A 21871-nucleotide genomic window follows, 5' to 3' on the forward strand; every position below is an offset into this window, starting at 1 on the left:
CTAATGCTAAAAGCCTTGCAAGCGTTGGCGTTCTATTTTTAAACTGTCAACGGAATTGGGTGAATCTGAATGGCCACTGGGACCCCTTCAGTATCAGTATCCACGACAAATGAGCCATTGGAGTATCGGGCACTCACTGGATGATCATCACTGAGAATCGAATGTTCTTTCAAACGATCTGTCAGCACTTCCAAAGCAACACCAGTCTGATCAGCACCAATCAGCACATAATCAGCAATGCGATGCGGGTTACTCTTCAATTCTCGCAAGACTTGAACCCCACGACGCGCACGACTCGTGACTGGAATGTCACTGACTTTCATCTGTTTAAAGGACCCTCGTTGTGTAATCATCGCCAGTAAATCATTTTCACCAGCAATCGTTGCTCGAACGATCAAATCATCACGCAAATCCATCGATTTCACACCCACCGCTTTGGCTCCAACGGTTGGCACCTCACTGAGGTCATAGCGTAACCCATAACCGTGCTGCGTCAACAAGACTAGCGTACCATTAGGAACAGTTGGCAAGTAGTTGACCGTCACAACTTCAGACGTGTCAGACTTTAATTTGATGAATTGGCTGGCCCGCGTCTTATAAGTTCGGCCCGGCGTGTAATCGGCAAAGTCAGTTTGCTTGATATAGCCGTCATTAGTGGCTACCAAAAATTTCCCAGTGGCTTTTAAATCGGCAAAATTAAAGACCCAGGTAATGCGTTCATCAGCAGCTAAGCCGATAGTTTGCGAAATGTGTTCCCCAGTATCTTTCCATTTGGCATCAGCAATCTCATGCACTGGTCGATAAATCAAATGGCCCTGATTTGTAAACATCATCAAATGGTCCAAAGTATTATTTTTCGCCAAATAAATTGGGAAGTCTTCATCCTTTAAGCCATTATCGTCAATATCAGACGCCGTGTATGAACGCAAGCTCGTCCGCTTGATATAACCATCATGGCTAATCATCACCACCACATCTTCTTGTGGCACAACGACTTCGGTATCAATCTTCAATTCTTGAACTTCGGATTGAATTTCAGTAAACCGTTTGCTTGGATAAGCCTTCTGAATCGCTTTTAACTCACGACGCAACACTTTGTCCAATTCTTTCGGCTCAGCCAAAATAAGTTGATACGTTTCGATTGCTTGTGCTAATTCAGAGGCTTCTTTTTCCAGCTGCGTCACATCGGTATTGGTCAAGCGATATAACTGCATCGTCACAATAGCTTCCGCTTGCAACTCGGAGAAGTCAAATTTGGCAACTAAGTTCGCTTTGGCATCCTTCTTATCCTTGCTGCCACGAATAGTCGCAATCACTTCATCCAAAATGGACATCGCTTTAATGAGTCCTTGGACGATATGCTGACGGTCAGCGGCTTTTTGCAAATTGAATTGCGTCCGTCGCGTAATCACATCGCGTTGATGTTCCAGATAGGCGCTAATAATCGTCTTTAGACCAACATGTTCTGGCCGTTGATGATAAATCGCAACCATATTGAAGTTATACGTAATCTGCAAGTCGGTATTTTTGAATAAATAATTCAAAATTCCTTCCGCATTCACATCACGCTTCAATTCGACCACGATTGATAAACCTTTACGATCACTCTCGTCGCGAACTTCCGCAATGCCTTCAATCTTCTTCATAATGCGAATCTCGTCCATCTTTTTAACAAGTTGGGCTTTATTCACTTCATAAGGAATCTCTGAAATCTCAATTTGTGACTTATTCCCCTTGATTGGGACAATCTGCGTACGTGACCGCACCACAATCCGGCCACGACCAGTTTCATACGCCTTCTTAATGCCGTCAATCCCTTGAATAATCCCACCAGTTGGGAAGTCTGGACCTTTAACAAAGTCCATCAGATCAGCCATTTCGGCCTTGGGATGATTCATCAAATACAAGACGGCGTCAATGACTTCCCCTAAATTATGCGGTGGAATTTCCGTTGCATAACCTGCTGAAATCCCAGTAGCTCCGTTAACCAGTAAATTGGGAAAACGCGCTGGTAAGACTGTTGGCTCATATTCCGTGTCATCGAAATTCAAAACCATATCAACGGTCTTTTTATCGATATCTTGTAACATTTCACCGGCAATCTTGCTTAAACGAGCTTCGGTATACCGCATGGCAGCCGCCGGATCACCATCCATTGACCCGTTGTTCCCGTGCATTTCAATGAGGGGTTCCCGTAGCTTCCAGTCTTGGCTCAGGCGAACCATCGCTTCATAGATTGAAGAATCCCCATGAGGATGAAAGTTACCCATGACGTTCCCAACAGATTTAGCTGATTTTCGGAACGCCTTGTCGTAAGTATTCCCATCCTGATTCATGGCATAGAGAATCCGGCGTTGAACCGGCTTTAAACCGTCACGAATGTCGGGTAAGGCCCGTTCCTGGATAATATACTTAGAGTAACGGCCAAAGCGGTCGCCCATGACGTCTTCCAGGGTTAACTCCTGAATTTTTGGTTGTTCAACTGTCAAATTGCGACCTCCTTATTGCTTTAATTGTTGTGCGAGTTCTTCGTCAGCTTTTTCGTGAGCCGAACTAAGCGCTTGATTATCGAGTAACGAACCGTCTTCATCGAGACTGAATTGAACGTTATTTTCAATCCACTTTCGACGTGGTTCAACTTTGTCACCCATTAACGTAGTGACCCGTTTTTCGGCTAAAGCTGCATCATCAATCCGGACACGCACTAAGGTCCGTTTTTCTGGATCCATCGTCGTTTCCCAGAGTTGTTCCGCGTTCATTTCACCGAGCCCTTTGTAACGTTGTAAGGCATAACCTTTGCCAAAAGTCTTAGTCCGAAGCTCAAGTTCTTCATCGGTCCAAGCATATTCAGTCCGCATTTTTTTGCCTTGCTTTTTCTGCAAACGATATAACGGTGGCAAGGCAATATAAATCTTCCCAGCATCGATCATCGGTCGCATGTACTTATAGAAGAAGGTCAGCAACAGAATCTGAATATGCGCCCCATCGGTATCGGCATCAGTCATAATAATGACTTTGTCGTAGTTGCTAGCTTTGAGGTCAAATTCAGTCCCAACACCAGCACCGATCGTATAAATCATCGTATTAATTTCTTCATTTTTAACAATATCTTGTAGCTTGGCCTTTTCGGTATTCAGCACTTTCCCACGTAATGGCAAAATTGCTTGAAACTTACGGTCACGGCCTTGCTTAGCAGAACCGCCGGCAGAATCCCCTTCGACTAGGAAGAGTTCATTCCGCTTGGCATTTTTAGACTGGGCTGGCGTTAATTTACCAGACAACAGCCGTTCCTGTTTATGCTTCCGCTTCCCATTACGACTCTCATCACGAGCTTTACGGGCGGCTTCACGGGCTTGTCGGGCTTTAGTGGACTTACGAATCAGCATTTGGGCAAATTCACCATTTTCCATTAAGAAAAATTGTAATTGCTCGCTGACCACACTATCGACGATCGTCCGTGCTTCCGGTGTCCCAAGTTTTTCCTTCGTCTGACCTTCAAATTGAAGCAGATTTTCAGGAATCCGTAATGAAATAACAGCAGATAGCCCTTCACGGACATCGGACCCTTCAAGATTCTTATCCTTTTCCTTCAACAAGCCTACTTTACGAGCATATTCGTTGAAAGCTTTGGTCCAGGCACTGCGGAACCCAGCCTCATGTGTCCCACCGTCTGGCGTCCGCACATTATTAACAAAGGAGAGGAGGTTTTCAGAGTAGCCGTCATTATATTGCGCAGCGACTTCAACTTCGACCCCTTCCTTAGTCCCATCGAAGAACATCACATCACCAAGTGTGTCCTTATCTTCGTTGAGATAAGTGACGAACTCTTTGATGCCTTCTTCATAATGGAAAACTTCTTCTTGTTGCTGTCCTTCACGTTCATCGGTCAACGTAATCTTGACGCCCTTCAATAAGAACGCAGATTCCCGCAACCGCTCGGACAACGTTTGGAAATTATAAACCGTCGTCGTGAAAATGCTAGCATCAGGTTTAAAGGTTAAAGTGGTCCCAGTGGGTTTATTGGTCTTACCCTTTTTCTCAAGTGTTCCAACTGGATGTCCGCCGTTTTTAAATTTTTCTTGATAACGATAACCATCACGAATAATCGTCACGGTCAGTTCCGTTGAGAGCGCGTTAACCACACTAGCACCGACCCCATGCAGCCCACCGGAAGTTTTATAGCCACCTTGGCCAAACTTCCCGCCGGCATGCAAGACCGTCAAAATGACTTCTGGGGTTGGAATTCCAGAAGCGTGCATCCCAACTGGCATCCCACGGCCATGATCGACGACCGTAATACTATTGTCCGCGTGAATCACAACGTTAATTTCTTTACCGAAACCAGCCAAAGCTTCATCGACCGCGTTATCGACAATTTCGTAAACCAGATGGTGTAAGCCGCGACCGTCCGTTGACCCGATATACATCCCAGGTCGTTTGCGGACGGCTTCCAATCCTTCAAGTACTTGAATTGAAGAATCGTCATATTTTAGTCCTTTTTTAGCCATTCATGAATTGCTCCTTCGTGTTTCTGGTCATAACCGGTTAATTAGTCATAGTGCCTAGTTACTAGGCTTGACAACGCTAACTTAAGCCATGCAAATTAAATTATAGCACAGCACCTTGAATATTCAGATACTTTTTTACTTTTTAACGTCTCTGAGACGCTTTTTAAGCGTCACTTCAGATAAATTTAAGCAAAATTGTAGTTTTCAGTCTTAGATAAACATTGTCCACACACGAACGTGTGTTCACTACATTGTAATGACTCGTCACCTTGCTTGTCAACTGAAAGTTTTTTAGGTAAAACTGACCCATCAATCGGCAAAGCATGCTAAAATATTGGTTGACTCTATTGCAGGAGGTTTCAATCGTGGAAATCATACTTATGCTGATCGTCGCCTATTTATTAGGCTCGATTCCTTCGGGTGTCATCATTGGCAAGCTATTCTTTCATACAGACATTCGACAAGCCGGTAGCGGCAATATTGGCACAACGAACACGTATCGTGTCTTAGGTCCCGTTGCCGGGACGATCGTCATGGTGATGGATATCCTAAAAGGGACCTTAGCAGCGGCACAACCGGCTATCTTCCATTTACCAGTCAATGCCCTCCTCATCGGACTAGCGGCGATTCTAGGTCACACCTTCTCCATCTTTATCGGTTTTAAGGGTGGTAAAGCGGTCGCAACCAGTGCCGGGATTCTCCTCGCCTACAACTGGGAATTTTTCCTAATTGCTAGCGCGATCATGTTCACGTTGGTCTATCTGACTAGCATGGTAAGTGTTGCCAGCATGGCGTCACTCACATTGGTCAGCCTAATTGCAATCTTTTATTACCAAGATTGGATTTTATCGATCGTGGCCGTCGTCTTGACCATCTTTATTTTTTACCGCCATCGTGCAAATATCGCGCGGATCAAAGCTGGCACAGAATCACTCGTCCACTTTGGGCTCGGTTGGCGTCGTTACCAAGCAAAGCAGCACTAATCAAAATGGTCACCGCTAAGGGTGGCTATTTTTATGGCCTTTTTTCACCCAGACTGTTAAGCTTGTTACTGGTTTTGATTTTGAATTGTGATGAATTAGTTAAAGTAACATGTTACAACTATACTATTTTGCTTATTTTTCAACAGCTAGCTAACCTACTTCCAAAAAGTGCACACAAAAAAGTTGCCAGCATCCCATTTTAAGGAAGCTGACAACTTCGTCAATCACTAACGGTCATTAAAAGAACTTAATCGCATAGTGTTGATTAAAGGTCTGGTTAGCTGCTAAGTGGTTAATACCCATCTTATGGCTCAATTGACCATCATGATCAACATTGTCCGCAATGCCCCACCATGGTTCCAAACAAACGAACGGTGCATCCGCGGGATATGGTGACCACATGCCGACGTACGGCGCATCCTCAATCGTCATTGCCACACCATGCTGATCTAAGTCAGAACTCAAGGTTAACGTGGTCGTTTGATTGGCTAAGCCTAAGATCACAGCGTCATCTTTGAAGAAATCCCGTGTCAATGACAAAGGGTTGCTCAAATCCAAGTCCGTTGCATTTGCGGCATCGTTATATGGCGCTTGTAATGGAATGTGTTGATACTTATGTCCTGGCGTAACCGTGAGCCGGTAATCGTCTAAAGTTCCCGTAGACGTCACTAATGGGACGTTAAATGCAGGGTGACCACCGATTGAGAACAATAAGTCGTGGTTAGCTGGATTATGAACTTCGTAGCCGACCGTTAATTCTTGCCCAACTAAGGTATAAATTAACCGTAACCGGAACGCAAACGGATAAATTGCCCGCGTTTCACTGCTGTCAGCTAATTCTAACGTCGCTGTGGTTGCCGTTTGGCTCACCAAGCGAAAGACATGATCACGCGCAAAGCCATGTTGACCCAAATGATAAGCTTGTCCCGCAACTGTATATTGATCATCCTTCAGCCGACCAACAATTGGGAACAATACAGGTGCATGCCGACCCCAAAACTTAGGATCCGCTTGCCACATGTATTCAATACCATCCGCTGATTTGACACTGCTGAGTTCTGCCCCGGCTTCATTAATCTTGACCGTGAGTAACTCGTTTTTTAATTCAACTGTCATTCACCCTGACTCCTTTGATTTAATTAAAGAATGTAACGACTGAGATCCTTATCCTTGGCAATGTTACCAATGCGTTCATTGACGTAATTTTCGGTAATCGTGACCTCGCCCATTTCCATATCTGGGCCTTCGTACAATAGTTCTTCCAATAACTTTTCCAAGACCGTGTGTAAGCGTCGAGCACCGATATTTTGGGTCTCATGATTAACCTTATAGGCAATCCCCGCAATCGCTTCGATGGCTTCAATCGTAAACGTCACCTTAATGTTATCCGTCCCAATCAAGGCAATGTATTGCTTGATCAACGCATTCTTTGGTTCCGTCAAAATCTTCACGAAGTCTTCCTTAGTCAAGTCGTCTAATTCGACCCGAATTGGGAAACGACCTTGCAGTTCGGCAATTAAATCACTTGGCTTGCTTTCCGCAAATGCCCCAGAAGCAATGAATAGAATGTGATCCGTATTGATCGGACCATATTTAGTTGAAATTTGTGAGCCTTCCACGATTGGTAAAATATCACGTTGAACCCCTTCACGCGAAACTTCACCAGAATTTTGTTGGCCACCACCGGTAATCTTGTCGATTTCATCAATGAAGATAATCCCGGTGTTTTCTGCCCGGACGATCGCGTCATGATAAATATCGGCACTATTAACCAGTTTTTCAGACTCTTCTTTGACTAAGATCTCACGCGCTTCTGAGACAGGCATGGTCCGTTTGATCCGCTTCTTTGGCATGATCTGGCCTAAGGTATCGCCTAAATCAATTCCCATCTGACCGAGCATGTTGTTATTGCCACTGGCAGTTTGTTGGGGATCATCCATTTCGATGGTTACTTCGGAATCTTCCAATAAGCCATTTTTCAATTGGTCTGAGACAGATAAACGAGAATTGCGAATATCATCCGTCACTTCTTCATTATCCGCATTATCGGCAGTTGGCATTTGACCGGTTTGTTGCATCTGGTTAATCATGCTCATCATGTTTTGGAAATCATTACCATTAGACTTCGCTTGTTTCTTCTGAGCAGGCACTAGGAGCTTGACTAACCGCTTATCGGCTTCACGCACGGCTGAAGAACGTACGCTTGAATAGGCCTGTTCCTTTTCCATCTCAATCGAAATATCAACTAAGTCACGCACCATGGATTCCACGTCACGGCCGACATAACCAACTTCGGTAAACTTAGTGGCTTCGACTTTGACAAAGGGGGCATGGACGATTTTAGCTAAACGCCGAGCAATTTCGGTCTTCCCAACCCCAGTCGGTCCGATCATTAACATGTTCTTCGGGGTAATCTCTTCTTGCATATCGGCTGAGAGTTCCATCCGGCGGTAACGGTTACGTAACGCAATCGCGACGGCTTTTTTAGCTGCGCCTTGACCAATGACATAATTATCAAGGTCAGCGACAATTTGTTTAGGGGTCTTATTTATCATTTCCATCAGGGTTGCTCCTTTTATAATTCTTCCGAAATAACGTTGTGGTTCGTAAAGATATCGATGTCACCGGCAATGTTGATTGCGGCTTCGGCGATTTCTTTGGCACTCATGTCTTTGGCATGGAGTTGCATGGCCCGCGCTGCAGCTAAGGCAAAATTACCACCAGAGCCGATTGCTAAGACATCGTTATCCGGGGTGATGACTTCACCGCTCCCAGAGACAAGTAGCATCTCATCCTTGTTCATGACGATGAGTAAGGCTTCTAGCTTTTGTAAAGCTTGGTCACTCCGCCATTCTTGAGCTAATTCCACGGCCGAACGCTGTAAATTGCCAGAAAACTCGTTAAGTTTCTTTTCAAAGCGTTCTTCCAAATTAAAGGCATCCGCCACACTACCGGCAAAGCCGACCACTACTTCATTATTATAAATGCGGCGAACCTTGTGAGCAGTTCCTTTCATAACGACTTTCTCACCCATGGTGACTTGGCCATCTCCGGCCATTGCATTATGCCCGTTTTGACGAACGGCACAAATCGTAGTTGCTTCAAATTTTACTGTCATGACAACTCTCCTTAATTATTTCCGCGTGGCGCGGGGAAAAAAGTTTCGATAATCTTGTTGTAAATGTTCTTTAGTGACGTGCGCATAAATCTGCGTCGTCGACAGGCTGGTATGGCCTAATAATTCTTGCACAGTCCGTAGATCCGCCCCATTGTTCAGCATCTGGGTGGCAAAAGTATGCCGCAACATATGCGGATGGATGTCGGCCGTGAGACTGCTTTTCTTAACCAGCTGATTCAAGACGTACTCAATGCCCTTGCCGGTGATTGGCCCACCGTGACGATTAATAAACACCGTCTGATGCACCTGCTCATACTGCGCCATGATCGGCGTCCGACAACTCTCAAAGTACTGCCGCAGTGCATGGGCCGCATACCGACCAAAGGGGACGTAGCGTTCTTTATCACCCTTCCCACGGATCAACATCATTTTGAGGTCAAAGTCGACATCCGCCAACTGTAAATTGACACATTCACTGAGTCGAATCCCGGTGCCATACAGGACCTCCAGTAACGCCGCATTCCGGGTACCCATGATGGACTCATCCGCATAAACGGTCTTAAAGAGCACATCCAATTCCTTTTGGTAAAAGAATCGCGGTAATCGGGGCGCATGCTTCTTCAACTGCACATAGACGAATGGATTCAGCTTGGCAAGGTCATTTTTGACTAAAAAGTTATAAAACGACCGTAAACTGGACACCTTACGCGCAATTGAGTTCCGCGTTAAATGTCGATCATATAATGAACTTAAGTAAACGTTCACATCCAAATGGTCAACTTCAGTATACGCTTTGACGCCACCGTTCGCCGCTAAAAAATCATGAAAGGCTTGAATATCTTCTTGGTAGGCCTCAGCGGTTTCTTCTGAATATTGACGCTCAACACGAATATACTTTAAAAATAAGTCTAATTCAGATTCTGCCAATCAAAAAACCTCCATTCGTTGCTACTTTAGCAAAGTCTGGAGGAAAACACAATTAAGTGTCTTGATTATTGGTCAACTTTAGTCAAATTTAAGGCATTGGCTTTAAATTCCGTTAATTCTGCTAAGGCCCGTTCAGAGACAGCGGTATTTCGTTCCCGCTTATCACGAATACGTTTTGTCAACTTCGGGACAATTCCAAAGTTCGCATTCATCGGCTGAAAGTGAGCCGCATTCGTATGCGTAATATAATGGGCCATCGCCCCCATCATCGTGTCCTTTGGGAAAACGACAGGGTCTAAGTCTAAGGCCAACCGCGCTGCATTAATACCAGCAACAATCCCACTAGCCGCACTTTCGATATAGCCTTCGACCCCAGTCATCTGACCAGCGAAGAATAAGTCCGGACGCTGCTTAGTTTGATAGGTCGGTTCCAGTAATTTAGGCGACTTCATAAACGTGTTGCGATGCATGACACCATAACGCACAAATTCTGCTTTTTCGAGTCCAGGAATTAGCCCAAAGACGCGCTTTTGTTCGCCCCACTTGAGATGGGTCTGGAACCCAACGATGTTATAGAGTTCGCCGGAAGCATCATCTTGCCGTAATTGCACGACCGCGAATGGTTGGCGACCCGTCTTAGGATCTTCTAGACCAACTGGCTTCAACGGACCAAACAGCATGGTTTGTCGACCACGTTGCGCCATGACTTCGATGGGCATACAGCCTTCAAAAACATCTGAGTTTTCAAAGTCATGTGCTTCAGCCATCTCCGCATGAATCAAGGCATCATAGAAAACATCAAATTCTGCTTCGGTCATCGGACAATTCAGATAAGCTGCTTCACCACGATCGTAACGGGATTTTAAGTAAACCTTATCCAGGTCAATCGAGTCTTTCGTCAAAATCGGCGCCGCCGCATCAAAGAAATGCAGATCATCTTCTTCATTGAACGCCTGAATCGACTTCGCTAATGACGCCGCCGTTAAAGGTCCGGTCGCCACCACGGTAATCCCTTCCGGAATCGTCGTCATTTCTTGATTGATCACTTCGACATTTGGCAAGTTGGTAATCTGATCCGTGATCTCTTGTGAAAAGGTCTCACGATCAACTGCCAAGGCACCACCAGCAGGCACCGCATGATGTTCAGCGGAACACATCACAACGGAATCTAACTGACGCATCTCGGCCTTTAATAAACCGGCCGCGTTACTGAGCTGGTTAGCCCGTAACGAGTTCGTACAAACTAATTCTGCAAACTGTGGCGTGTGATGCGCCGGGGTCATTTTTGTCGGTCGCATTTCGTAGAGCCGAACATTAACGCCCATGTTCGCAATTTGCCACGCTGCTTCGGAGCCAGCGAGGCCCGCGCCAATCACATTAACTGTTGGTATTGATGCCATCCAGAATTCCTCTTTTCATTTAACAGTACCCTTGATAGTACTTGTTGCTAATGATACCGGAAATCCCAGTCTGATACAAATAAAAGCGTTACCAAAGTCCAGCTTTTAACCGAACCTTAATAACGCTTCAACTATTTATTTTTGAACATTTTCTTTGTAATCGCCATTAGGACAAAGGACTTGTTTACCGCCCTTGACCTTCTTTTCGACCAAATAATGACCATCCTTAGGACAATCACGACCGATGGGCTTATCCCAGGAAACGAAGTCACATTCTGGGAAACGGGAACAGCCGTAAAAGATCCGGTTCTTCTTGGATTTCCGTTCAATGACTTGTCCCTGCTTACATTGCGGACAAATAACGCCAATTTCTTTGACGATTGGCTTCGTATTCCGGCAGTCTGGGAAGCGTGAGCAAGCAAAGAACTTACCGTAACGACCCATCTTAACGACCATCGGTGCCCCGCAAAGCTCACAGTTGAAGCCGGCAAGTTCATCCTTGATCTGGATCTTCTCCATGCCTTCTTCAGCTTTGGTCACTTCCTTGGAGAACGGCTGGTAGAAGCTATCGACGACTTTAACCCAGTCTTCTTGACCTTCTTCGGTCGCATCCAATTGTTCTTCCAACTTAGCCGTAAAGCCAACGTTGACGACATCTGGGAAATATTCCAAGATGATGTCGTTGACGATTTCACCAAGCTCGGTTGGCACAAAGCGCCGGGCTTCCAATTTGACGTAATACCGCCGTTGGATCGTATCCAGGGTTGGCGCATACGTCGATGGGCGACCCACACCGTTTTCTTCCAAGGCCTTGATTAAGTTGGCTTCAGAGTAACGTGCCGGTGGCTGGGTGAAATGTTGTTGCGGATCGGTCTTGCTTAGCTTGACCACGTCGCCTTCCGCTAAATCAGGCAAGACATTGTTCTTTTCGGTCTTGTCATAGATCTTCGTGAACCCGGCGAACTTTGTCTTCGACCCATTCGCACGAAATTGCACGTCATTTTGGTCAATGGTGACGGCCATCGTATCTAATACTTCCGGCGTCATTTGGCTGGCTACGAATCGTGACCAGACTAATTGGTACAACCGGAATTGGTCTTTTGATAAATAGTCTTTAATACTAGCAGGGGTCCGGAAAACGGATGACGGCCGAATCGCTTCATGGGCATCCTGAGCACCTTCTGGTAACTTGCCCTTAACTGGCTTCGTTGCCGCGTATTCAGCCCCATATTCTTTGTGTAAGAACTGTGACGCTTCGTGCTTAGCAATAGACGAGATCCGCGTTGAGTCGGTCCGCATATAGGTGATTAACCCCACGCTACCTTCTTTACCGCCGACGTTGATTCCTTCATACAATTGTTGGGCCGCCATCATGGTCTTACGTGTCCGGAAATTTAACTTCCGGTTCGCGTCTTGTTGCATGGTTGACGTGGTAAATGGCGGTGCTGGGAACCGTTTCCGTTCCTTTTTAACGACTTTAACCACGTCAAAATCGCCTTTGCGATCCAACTGACCCAAAATCTTTTGGACCGCGTCATTATCGTCCAACGGTTGTTTCTTGCCATGAGTCCCGTAAAAGCTGGCCATAAACTTCGAACGACCCTTTTGGAACTCACTTTCGATCGTCCAATATTCTCGTGGGACAAACGCTTTGATTTCTTTTTCGCGTTGAATAATCAAATCTAACGCAATGGATTGTACCCGCCCAGCGGAAAGGCCTTTTTTGACTTTTTTCCACAACAATGGACTGATCGAATAACCCACTAACCGGTCTAAAATTCGCCGTGCTTGTTGGGCATCCACCAGATCCATATCAATCGAACGGGGCTCCTTGAACGCATTCTTGACGGTGTCTTTCGTAATTTCGTTGAAGACCACGCGGTTCTTATCCTTAGGGTCTAAACCCAACAAGTAAGATAAGTGCCAGGCAATGGCTTCACCTTCACGGTCCGGGTCAGATGCGAGATAAACGGCTTTGGCCTTTTTGGCTTCACGCCGTAATCCCTTGATCACATCACCCTTACCACGGATAGAAATGTAATGGGGATCATAATTATTATCAACATCGACGCCCATTTTACTTTTTGGTAAATCTCTAATATGACCTAAACTGGCCACGACCTTATAGGAACGGCCTAAATATTTTTCAATCGTTTTTGCTTTTGATGGTGATTCAACAATCACTAATTTTTTGCCCGTTTGCCGAGTGCGCCGCTTGGTAGCGGTCTTCTTGGCTGGTTTTCGGGTACTAGTTTTCTTTGTTGCCGCCTGCTTGGCTTTTGTTGTTGTACTAGCAGCCACTTGATCAGCTCCTTACGCTTTTGATCATGATTATTTGGGGCATTTGCACTTGCAAATCCTTGTAATCATATTTCAAAAATTCGGGCTTGTCAAATTTTGTGGTAAATCTCTTCTATTATATGTCGCGAATTTAGTACCGGTTTGGCTCCCGCTAGAATTAATTGGTTACACCCAACGGACATTGGTGCGTCAATTGGTCCAGGCACTGCGAGGACATTGCGGTTGTTTTGTAACGCCAAATTCGCAGTAATCAAGCTACCAGAATGTTCACGGGCTTCAACGACCACGATTGCCTGGCACAAGCCGGCGATAATTCGATTCCGCTCGGGAAAATGAAATCGTGCCGGCGGACTGCCAAGGGGATATTCACTAATTAGTAAACCAACCTGACCAACTTCTCGCTGTAAGGCTAAATTGGTACGGGGATAGACCACGTCAAGCCCAGTCCCAATCACGCCGATCGTTGGCAATTTGAGTCGGAGTGCTTGGTGATGTGCACAACTATCCGTCCCCTGCGCTAAACCACTTACAATCGTCAAATTGCTCGTCGCCAGTGGGGTCAGTAGTTGTTCGACACAGCGAGCAGCATACGGACTGGCACGGCGAGCGCCAACCACCGCCAACTGAGTGGTGGCCAACAAGCTCCGGTTGCCTTGCAAAAATAACACTAATGGTGGCTGGTAGCTCTCCATTAGTGTTATTGGATAATCGGTATCTAAAATCGTCAAAATAGCCAGCCCACGGTGGCATTCAATCGCCTGATTAAAGCGGTCACTTCCCCAATCTGTCCGAAATCGACGGGCCGCCTTGGTCGTTAAGTGTGCCGCTTGGCTAATCTCCGCGACGGTCGTCAAAACACGATGCTGGCGCAAACAAACGTGTAAGACCTTCGCGATGCCAGCATACCCGATTCCCTCGGCCAAGTGTAAACGAATCAATAAACTGCGTAAATGCATTTAGTCACCTCTTTAAGAGTTAACTACGCAACCGCAATTATTCTGCGTCTCGCACCGGCGAAAAAGAATGCCGATGAATTGGTGTGACGCCGAATTGTTGCAACCCAGCAAGGTGTTTGGCCGTACCATAACCCATGTTGTCCGCAAAGTCATAACCTGGGTATACTTGATCATACATCGTCATCAAGTGATCACGGGCAACTTTAGCAACGATACTGGCCGCAGAAATACTGGCACTCTTCGCATCACCCTTGATTAAACGGTTTTGGTGAATCGGCACCGGAATCTGCATCGCATCGACTAATAACAACGTCGGCTGAACGGTTAAATTTTCGACCGCTTGCCGCATTGCCACCCGCGTGGCTTCATAAATATTCAGTCGATCAATGGTTGGTGCATCCGCCACGCCAAGACTAACCGCGACCGCTTCGCTCAAAATTTTGGGCATCAGTTCAGCGCGCTTTTGGGCCGTGAGTTGCTTGGAATCATTCACTTCAACGAGATCAAAATCCTGTGGTAGCACAACTGCTGCCGTGACGACCGGCCCAGCGAGCGGTCCTCGGCCGACTTCATCGATACCGGCGACATATTGCCCACCGGCTTGCCAAAAATGACGTTCCAAGGACATATGTTGATTAAAACGGGCCAACAATTTAGCCTGCTTTTCGGCCTGTTTCAAATAACGTTGATACGCTTGTTGCACCCCTTTGCGGGAGTCAGCCTGTGCGGTGGCAAGTACCGCGTCACTAGGCTCATCAGCTAATAAGCGCTTATAGTCTGCGACCGTATACTCAGGCATCTGGTTGCGCCCCAGTCAAATCTAAGGTAAAGCGGCCTAACCGTCCTTTACGGATATCCAATAGGAACGCCACGCAGAACCGTTCCCAATCATCGCGCATCCCGACATTTTTCGTCATGGTAACGAGCAGCTCTGGCTCGCTTAACGCCAATTGCTCCGGCGTCACATGATAACGGGCAATCAATTGATCTGCATGATATTTTTTGAAGAACGTCAGCGCATACAGGGCGACATCATCATTGGGATAAATGTTTTCCTTGATGGCACCAGTAACGGCTAATTTCGTCCCGACAATGGGATCTTCAAACTTCGGCCACAGAATCCCCGGGGTATCCAAGAGTTCCAGCTTTTTAGAAGCTTTCAGCCACTGTTGGCTCTTCGTCACCCCAGGCCGATCACCGACTTGCGCGATTTTCTTATTAACGATATGGTTCAAAAGTGTTGATTTACCCACGTTAGGGACCCCAACACAAACGGCTCGGACTGGTCGATTGGTGATCCCACGTGCTTCAATCTTGGCAATTTTGTCCGCCAACATCGTCGTCGCGGCATCCGTGATCTGCTTGGCGGTATTCCGATTCCGTGAATCGACCGCAATCGCGACTTGCCCTTGCTCCCGATAATGAGCAACCCAGGCGGCCGTCATTTGTGGATCAGCGAGATCCTTTTTCGTCATGATAACTAATTTAGGCTTATTTTGAATCACCTTTTCGATGGCTGGGTTCCGTGAAGCTTCGGGGATTCGCGCATCGACTAGTTCAAAGACCAAGTCAACGAGGTGTAGCTTATCCTCGACTTGATGGATGGCCTTCGCCATGTGACCTGGATACCATTGTATGTTTGCCATGTCTATAAATTCCTTTCATCTTGCGGGTTTCAAGACCCGATGTTCATCATTTTATCGTTAAAAATTCCTTTTTGCTCGCCGAACGACTTCTGTTTAATTAATCCGTCACTCTCGCTCGACGCCATAAATCAGCATTTCCATTTTAACACATAACCAGTGGTATCTTCCGACCATTCGCGTCACGACGACACTGACTACTCGCTGCCGACCAATCTGCCAGCTTGACGTGTTTGGCCCGCTTGAGAAACCAGCCCAAGCCCCAGACGCCAAGGCGTCTATTTTAGCCCATGGTTCAAAAAAATTTATGGAGGCTATCACTATGAACAACACTCATTTTCAAGCAGTACTGGACGAGATCACCGATGATTTAGAGACTCAGGCTGGCATCATCTTAACGCCCACTCAGCTACGGGAGTTACAACAAACCAATCAGCTCTGTTTTGACCCCGCGGAACTCACAGCTTACAACATTGCCGGACTTAAAGTCTATTTGCAGGCGACACCGGTGCAGAAACGTGTTTGGGATTGCTACCAACGGCTCTCAGACAACAGCTTAATTGTGACCATCCTGACCACCGCGCGCTTCGTTACCATTCAGGCCAGTTAGCCTCAGCAACCTCGACTGCGGTCGGGGTTCTTTTTTCAAACGTCGTGCAAAAGAAAAACGCCACTATTTCAAGTGACGTTTCTTAGCAATCTAACTATTTGTGAGTGACGACTGACCTTCAAGTGAATGTCAGTCGCTCACTTTTGTCTTAATACTATTAACAAAAAAGCTTAATCTTGAGCATGCTTGCCACGACGATAACCAGCAAAACCGAACAAACTGATCACAGCGGTCAATCCCAGCAGGAACATTCCTCGACTTTGATCGGTGGCATCACCAGTTTGTGGTAATTGTTGGCCTTCAGCGGCTTTGCGGGCAACCCGACTCATGGTCGTTGCGGCCGGCGTAACCGTGGCGGTATTAGCGGTTTGCTTTAAACCGGTGTTATCGGTCGCTACCTTGATAATATTACCGTACGCATCAACCATTTGACCGTTAACGACTTTCCAGCCATTGACGACTTGGTTGTGACTGTCAAGGACTTGATCGCCAGCAATGTGATATCCGTTTGCTTGGGCCGCCTTTTCGCTGGCAAGCCGATGTTGTTCACGGGCAACATTTTCGGCCAAGGTCTCGGCGTCCTGAGCTGATTTCAAGTTGGCTTTCGCCGTTGCGAGTTCGGCTTCGGCAGTCTTCAAGTTAGCATTGGCTTGATCTAAGGTCGCTTTGGCTTGGGCAGTGGCGGGTTGTGTCGCTTCCAGCGCACTCTGAGCAGCTTTCAATGTGGTCTGAGCATCAGCATACTTATCCTGAGCAGCGGTTAAATCAGCCTGTGCTTTGGCTAAACTAGCGTTGGCATCTGCTAAAACTTGTGGGGCATTCTCGAGCTTAGCTAAGGCAGCTTCAGCATCGGTAACGTCTTGGTTCGCTTTAACTAAAGCTGCCTTGGCCGTCGTGAGGGTCGTTTCATCACGGGTTAAGGTATCTTTGCTAGTCGTTAAATCAGCATTAGCGGTATCTAAAGCGGCTTGGGCTTTGGTTAAATTGTCAGCCGCAGTCGCAGCGGTCGCTTTAGCTGCATCTAAGGCCGCTTGCTTAACTTCAGGATCTTTCAAACTTTCTTGGTAGACGGCTTGAGCGTTCTTCAGGCTCGATTGAGCGGCCGTCAAATCCAGGTTAGCCCCCGCTAAATTATCATTAGCCGTCTTCAAGGCGGTTGCCGCAGCCGTTTGCTTGGCAACAGCATCATTATGCGCAGTCGTTGCGGTGTTAACGGCATCCTTGGCATTGTTATAAGCAGTTTGGGCTGTTTGTAAGGCCGTCTGAGCGTCAGCGTGCGCGGCATTGGCCGCAGTTTCTTTATCAGAAGCGGCTTGGACCGCTGCCTTCAAAGCAGTGGTGTCAGCCGTTGAGGCAACTTTCAGTCCAGGGGTTGGCAAAACGGCCTTATTGTAGCTGCCTGGTGTGATGATGGCATCTTCCGTATCAGGGATGATTGCCATGCGGAAAACAAGTGGTGTGTTGCCGGTGTTTCCGAGTTTACTTTCCCACATGCCGAAGAAGCTATTGGCACCGTTCGGGTTGTTGTTAAGTTGTGCCTTAGTAATGCCTAAGACTTGCTTGCCAAGTAATTCATTAGCGTCACTCGTAACGGCAACGGATGGGTTTGAATACATTGAAGTACCTAAAATTTCAACAGGCTGTGTAATGTAGTAGTCAATCATGAATTGTTTGACATCTTTTAAGGTTAACGATTTCTTGATAATCCCGCCACTGTCAATAATACCGAAATCTTGATTGTCGGAATTGACGATTTTTGATAACATGCCTTTGGAAACACCAGTGCTATTAGCCAAGTTGTTTAACGCCGTGGTGATATTGCCAGACATGCCAGTTAAAGTCTTGGCGATATCTTTGGCTTGTTGGTTAACTTCAACGTAACCGACATCTGGAATGATGCCTAATTGGACCCGTAGTTCGTTAATCGCACCGGCTAAGGCTTGTTGTAATTCCGCAATTTCATCATTGTTCAAGGCTTCTAAGGCGTGGTTGTAACCGTCAGAATCATTTTGGGTGCTGAATGATTTGGAATCATTAGCTGTGTTACCGGTGTAGCTGATTTTGATTGCACCGTTATCAATTTGATTACCAAGCGCGTTGCCGATAGCGGTCATGTCATTAGTTAAGGTTCCGGTAGCGGCACCGGCTTTGGAATCTTTGATGTAGTTTTGTACGGCACCACGGAAGGCTTGTGAGACCGATACCGACGCGTTAGTCGGCGTGCTGACACTCGTTTGAGCGGCGTTTAAAGCGTTTTGCGCAGCAACCACGGCAGCGTGAGCATCACTAGCCGCCGTCCCCTTCGCAGCTTCATCACTAGTGGCATTGTTCAAAGTCGTGTTAGCGGCATTTTGAGCATCCGTCTTTGTTGCCAAATCATTGGCTGTATCGGTGACGTTCTGGTCAGCAGCAGTTTTATCAGCGGTGGCGGTATCAACTTTTTGTTGCGCGTCCGTTTGATTTTGTGTCGCAGTGTCAACATTATTCTGAGCCTTGTCAACATTTGCTTGAGCCGCAGCGGTGTCCATAGCCGTTTCGGCATCAGTTACAGCCTGATCAGCACTAGCTTTGTCAGTCGTAGCAGTCTTTTGAGCATCCGTGGCAGTGTCAACCGTCTTTTGGTTATCGGCAACGGTTTGGGTATCCGTATCAACTGTTTTCTGCGCTGAGTCTTGTGCTGCTTGGGCATCGGTTTGCGTTTGCTTCGCTGAATCAATGGTTGATTGGGCATCAGCCTTTGCTTCTGGTGTCGCCGCATCGGCATCTTTTTGGGCTTGATCCGTGGCAGCTTGATTTTGATCGACCGTCTTTTGACTATTATCAACGTCAGTTTTAGCGTCTGACACGCTCTTAGTTGCTTGATCAACGGCCTTTTGAGCAGCAGCCGTCTTACCCGCAGCAGTATCGTAGTTACCTTGTGCTGCCGATTGGTCTTGCTTAGCACTATCAACATTTGATTGCGCGTCATTGACATTTGACTGTGCTGATTCGACCGGTGTTTGACTCTTAGTGGTCGTCTTCGCGGTGGCGGTCACTGAAGTGTCAGTCGTGGCTGTTGCAGTATCGGCATGTGCCGTTGTCGTAACGACCCCCGTCGTAGCTAAAGCAGCTGTCGCCGTTGCAGCGGCCATTACAAGCTTGTGATTTTTAACATTCTTATTCATATCTAAAAACCTCTCCTTGTTAACTTAATTAATTTAAATCCAAAAACGTCAACCTAATTTAGGCCCTGACCCGTCCAATTGGAACAGTCGGAATGTGCCAATGGTCTGACGAGTCCAAACAATGATTAAACCAAAAACCTCTAAATTTTCCGACCCATATCACGCCCCGCCTACACTTGATAATTTTAATAATTAATTAAGACCTATTTGTCTTATGTGTCTATTAGAACACTTATTTTATAATCCGACAAGAACTTCTTTTGTACTCTAAAAATATTTAGCCTTTGTTGTAAGTAGGATAAATTATGACAAGGGGGTATTTTATGTATGGATAACAACGTTGGCGCCAACATTGCACAGGAACGACATAACCAGGGCATGACCCAAGAACAATTAGCAGAGTTGAGCGATTTAACGATCAATTATCTGTCTAAAGTTGAACGGGGCGCCGCTAAGCAAATTAGTGCAAACACTTTATATAAACTCTCCAAAGCCCTTGGACTGTCGATGGACTCATTAATGACTGGCACGAACACACAGCCCATTGATCAGGGTGGGCCGAATCAGCGGCAACTAAACACCTATTTGAATCGATTGACTGACAAATCGCGGGAAGAAATAAGCAAACAAGTTTTAGAATTATTAAAAGTGAGTCAAACTGAATAAACCTTATGTACTTTACTGGGGTAAATATTTCCTTTACGAAAAAAAGACAAGCTGATTTTAGATAATCAGCTTGTCTTTTCCTCTATATTGGATATTTCAAAAACAAAATTGTCAGTCACGCCTGTATTTCTTTGACCGAGTTTCTCCGTTTAATAGGCAATTTTATGACTAATAACTTGCCACTTTGTTAGTCATTTTTTACGAGTACTAACCATGACGGTACTCAGTACTGGTATTTCCCGTGCCTCTCCTTGTTACCATAAACATAGCGTGAATAACCGTAGTCTCAGAAAAAAACTTCAAGGAGATTTATCAAATAATGACTAATTACCCAGAAATCATTGCTCAAGTTGTGGATGACTTGGAAGACCAAGCAGGAATCATCCTGACCCCACAACAACTATACACTTTGCAACAAACACATCAGATTAGTCTTAAACAGTCTGAGTTAGCACCCTACAATATTGCTGGGATTAAACACTATCTGAAACAAATTCCTACCAAAGTACGCTACAGGAACTGTTACAAGAATTTAGCAAATGGTCGTTTAGTCATTGTAATCGCTTAACGACTTACAACATACGTAGCCCAATAAAGAGAAATTCACCCATTCTCCTACTTGTATCTATCATCTTCAAAATAGACTTCGACTCTCAAAAAAGATCATCAGATATCCATTAAACACCATTTTTCAGAATTTAGTTACCTGCGTAAATTCCCAACTACCAAAAAGTTGCATATTCAATCGTTTTACACAGTACATTTTTTCTTGAATCCATGCAATAGTATAAAGTTTTTAGAATGTATCTCTAGCCCAACCACCTAGACCTATAGACCATTTACACGTTACTTTAAGATTTTTAATAACCCTTTCGAGGGTGACAACTCGAATGATAATTTACACTTTGACTTGATACCTGTTCTTTGAGAATCTTAATATTTACGTCTTCCAATAATATAATAGTTTCATCTAGCAAACTATTTGTAGCAGTGAACACATACTTTTTAACAACCCTAATACCAGGCACAAACGAAATTGCATAAAGCCAAAAAATAAGAATTTCGAGTGCTATTCCTGTCCAAGAATTTGTTTTTGCAAATCCATTAACCGTGTATGCCAACATAACAGATAGAAAAATAGTTGTAATGCTCATAAACGTTGCAAAAACAGTACCATTTTCTTTTCGCTGCTTTAGACGTCTCTCCTTTTCAATGTCAATGTATTTAGTAATTAAAGGCAGTGAATCCATTTGTTGCTGTTAAAAAAAAATGTAAAAAGTATTAATCATTTCATCATCTGTTTTTTTTTATTGAAGAACGTCCATATTTATACAAGCTAAGCCATATTAGCACTATCAAAGTAGCCCAAATCGCTACAAAAATCCATACTCCTTCAAGACTACTGGCCGATGTCAAAATCAGGACAAAGATAAAACACCATAACCGCATAACTCGCACTACCTAATCGGGCATACGACTCCGCCCGATTTACGTTTGTTAGATTACCAACTACACCTTCAATTGCTTCAACATCTCTCATATGTTTCTCCACCCTAACACGTCTTTTAATTAGATACTACATTACTTTCACTCAT

General features: G+C 45.6%; 16 protein-coding genes. 4 read left to right on the top strand and 12 right to left on the bottom strand.

Annotation, left to right across the window (positions count from 1 at the left end; translation table 11 throughout):
* Positions 1 to 38: 38 nt before the first annotated feature.
* Together parC and parE are read right to left on the bottom strand one after the other, a co-directional pair.
* The gene (gene parC / locus FFM64_RS06030; RefSeq protein WP_137607117.1) at positions 39 to 2489 is read right to left on the bottom strand and encodes a DNA topoisomerase IV subunit A; all 2451 of its coding nucleotides are present in this window, start codon (positions 2487 to 2489) and stop codon (positions 39 to 41) included.
* Between the two features lie 12 nt (positions 2490 to 2501).
* Positions 2502 to 4508, bottom strand: coding sequence for a DNA topoisomerase IV subunit B (gene parE, locus FFM64_RS06035; protein WP_137607118.1), 2007 nt, complete (start codon positions 4506 to 4508; stop codon positions 2502 to 2504).
* Positions 4509 to 4873: 365 nt separating this feature from the next.
* Between parE and plsY the strand changes: the two genes are divergently transcribed.
* Positions 4874 to 5491, top strand: coding sequence for a glycerol-3-phosphate 1-O-acyltransferase PlsY (plsY, locus tag FFM64_RS06040; protein ID WP_137607119.1), 618 nt, complete (start codon positions 4874 to 4876; stop codon positions 5489 to 5491).
* Between the two features lie 237 nt (positions 5492 to 5728).
* Here the strand turns inward: plsY and FFM64_RS06045 are convergent, their stop codons facing one another.
* From FFM64_RS06045 to ylqF, 9 genes are all read right to left on the bottom strand, one after another.
* The gene (locus tag FFM64_RS06045; RefSeq protein WP_137607120.1) at positions 5729 to 6607 is read right to left on the bottom strand and encodes an aldose 1-epimerase family protein; all 879 of its coding nucleotides are present in this window, start codon (positions 6605 to 6607) and stop codon (positions 5729 to 5731) included.
* A gap of 23 nt (positions 6608 to 6630) precedes the next feature.
* Positions 6631 to 8052, bottom strand: a complete 1422-nt coding sequence (hslU, locus tag FFM64_RS06050; RefSeq protein WP_137607121.1) for an ATP-dependent protease ATPase subunit HslU — start codon at positions 8050 to 8052, stop codon at positions 6631 to 6633.
* A gap of 14 nt (positions 8053 to 8066) precedes the next feature.
* Entirely contained in the window at positions 8067 to 8609 is a 543-nt protein-coding gene (gene hslV / locus FFM64_RS06055) for an HslVU peptidase proteolytic subunit (protein WP_137607122.1), read from the bottom strand.
* A gap of 15 nt (positions 8610 to 8624) precedes the next feature.
* Entirely contained in the window at positions 8625 to 9536 is a 912-nt protein-coding gene (xerC, locus tag FFM64_RS06060) for a tyrosine recombinase XerC (protein WP_137607123.1), read from the bottom strand.
* A 65-nt stretch (positions 9537 to 9601) separates the two neighbouring features.
* Complete coding sequence (gene trmFO, locus FFM64_RS06065) at positions 9602 to 10936, bottom strand: methylenetetrahydrofolate--tRNA-(uracil(54)-C(5))-methyltransferase (FADH(2)-oxidizing) TrmFO (RefSeq protein WP_137607124.1); 1335 nt, start codon at positions 10934 to 10936, stop codon at positions 9602 to 9604.
* A gap of 135 nt (positions 10937 to 11071) precedes the next feature.
* Entirely contained in the window at positions 11072 to 13237 is a 2166-nt protein-coding gene (gene topA, locus FFM64_RS06070) for a type I DNA topoisomerase (protein WP_137607125.1), read from the bottom strand.
* A gap of 89 nt (positions 13238 to 13326) precedes the next feature.
* Complete coding sequence (gene dprA / locus FFM64_RS06075; RefSeq protein WP_137607126.1) at positions 13327 to 14193, bottom strand: DNA-processing protein DprA; 867 nt, start codon at positions 14191 to 14193, stop codon at positions 13327 to 13329.
* A 37-nt stretch (positions 14194 to 14230) separates the two neighbouring features.
* Positions 14231 to 14992, bottom strand: a complete 762-nt coding sequence (locus FFM64_RS06080) for a ribonuclease HII (RefSeq protein ID WP_137607127.1) — start codon at positions 14990 to 14992, stop codon at positions 14231 to 14233.
* On the bottom strand, positions 14985 to 15839 hold the full coding sequence (gene ylqF / locus FFM64_RS06085) for a ribosome biogenesis GTPase YlqF (RefSeq protein WP_137607128.1): 855 nt from the start codon (positions 15837 to 15839) through the stop codon (positions 14985 to 14987). The genes FFM64_RS06080 and ylqF overlap by 8 nt, the downstream gene beginning before the upstream one ends.
* A 319-nt stretch (positions 15840 to 16158) precedes the next feature.
* Here ylqF and FFM64_RS06090 point away from each other — a divergent pair, with 319 nt between their 5' ends.
* Positions 16159 to 16446, top strand: a complete 288-nt coding sequence (locus FFM64_RS06090; protein ID WP_137607129.1) for a hypothetical protein — start codon at positions 16159 to 16161, stop codon at positions 16444 to 16446.
* Positions 16447 to 16616: 170 nt separating this feature from the next.
* Here FFM64_RS06090 and FFM64_RS06095 read toward each other — a convergent pair whose 3' ends face one another.
* The gene (locus FFM64_RS06095) at positions 16617 to 19610 is read right to left on the bottom strand and encodes a hypothetical protein (protein ID WP_137607130.1); all 2994 of its coding nucleotides are present in this window, start codon (positions 19608 to 19610) and stop codon (positions 16617 to 16619) included.
* A gap of 327 nt (positions 19611 to 19937) precedes the next feature.
* Here FFM64_RS06095 and FFM64_RS06100 point away from each other — a divergent pair, with 327 nt between their 5' ends.
* Positions 19938 to 20276: a helix-turn-helix domain-containing protein gene (locus tag FFM64_RS06100; protein WP_137607131.1), complete on the top strand. Its 339-nt coding sequence runs from the start codon at positions 19938 to 19940 to the stop codon at positions 20274 to 20276.
* Positions 20277 to 20595: 319 nt separating this feature from the next.
* Entirely contained in the window at positions 20596 to 20844 is a 249-nt protein-coding gene (locus tag FFM64_RS06105) for a hypothetical protein (protein WP_137607132.1), read from the top strand.
* Positions 20845 to 21871 lie beyond the last annotated feature (1027 nt).

Source organism: Lactiplantibacillus daoliensis, from assembly GCF_005405005.1.
In the GTDB taxonomy this organism is placed as follows: Bacteria; Bacillota; Bacilli; order Lactobacillales; family Lactobacillaceae; genus Lactiplantibacillus; species Lactiplantibacillus daoliensis.

Excerpts from the sequence above, each read along its gene's own strand:
- FFM64_RS06100 (WP_137607131.1), top strand. The coding sequence starts at position 19,938 with ATGGATAACAACGTTGGCGCCAACATTGCACAGGAACGACATAACCAG.
- parE (WP_137607118.1), bottom strand. The coding sequence starts at position 4,508 with ATGGCTAAAAAAGGACTAAAATATGACGATTCTTCAATTCAAGTACTT.
- FFM64_RS06095 (WP_137607130.1), bottom strand. The coding sequence starts at position 19,610 with ATGAATAAGAATGTTAAAAATCACAAGCTTGTAATGGCCGCTGCAACG.
- FFM64_RS06090 (WP_137607129.1), top strand. The coding sequence starts at position 16,159 with ATGAACAACACTCATTTTCAAGCAGTACTGGACGAGATCACCGATGAT.
- FFM64_RS06105 (WP_137607132.1), top strand. The coding sequence starts at position 20,596 with ATGACTAATTACCCAGAAATCATTGCTCAAGTTGTGGATGACTTGGAA.
- hslV (WP_137607122.1), bottom strand. The coding sequence starts at position 8,609 with ATGACAGTAAAATTTGAAGCAACTACGATTTGTGCCGTTCGTCAAAAC.
- hslU (WP_137607121.1), bottom strand. The coding sequence starts at position 8,052 with ATGGAAATGATAAATAAGACCCCTAAACAAATTGTCGCTGACCTTGAT.
- ylqF (WP_137607128.1), bottom strand. The coding sequence starts at position 15,839 with ATGGCAAACATACAATGGTATCCAGGTCACATGGCGAAGGCCATCCAT.
- FFM64_RS06080 (WP_137607127.1), bottom strand. The coding sequence starts at position 14,992 with ATGCCTGAGTATACGGTCGCAGACTATAAGCGCTTATTAGCTGATGAG.
- dprA (WP_137607126.1), bottom strand. The coding sequence starts at position 14,193 with ATGCATTTACGCAGTTTATTGATTCGTTTACACTTGGCCGAGGGAATC.
- trmFO (WP_137607124.1), bottom strand. The coding sequence starts at position 10,936 with ATGGCATCAATACCAACAGTTAATGTGATTGGCGCGGGCCTCGCTGGC.
- FFM64_RS06045 (WP_137607120.1), bottom strand. The coding sequence starts at position 6,607 with ATGACAGTTGAATTAAAAAACGAGTTACTCACGGTCAAGATTAATGAA.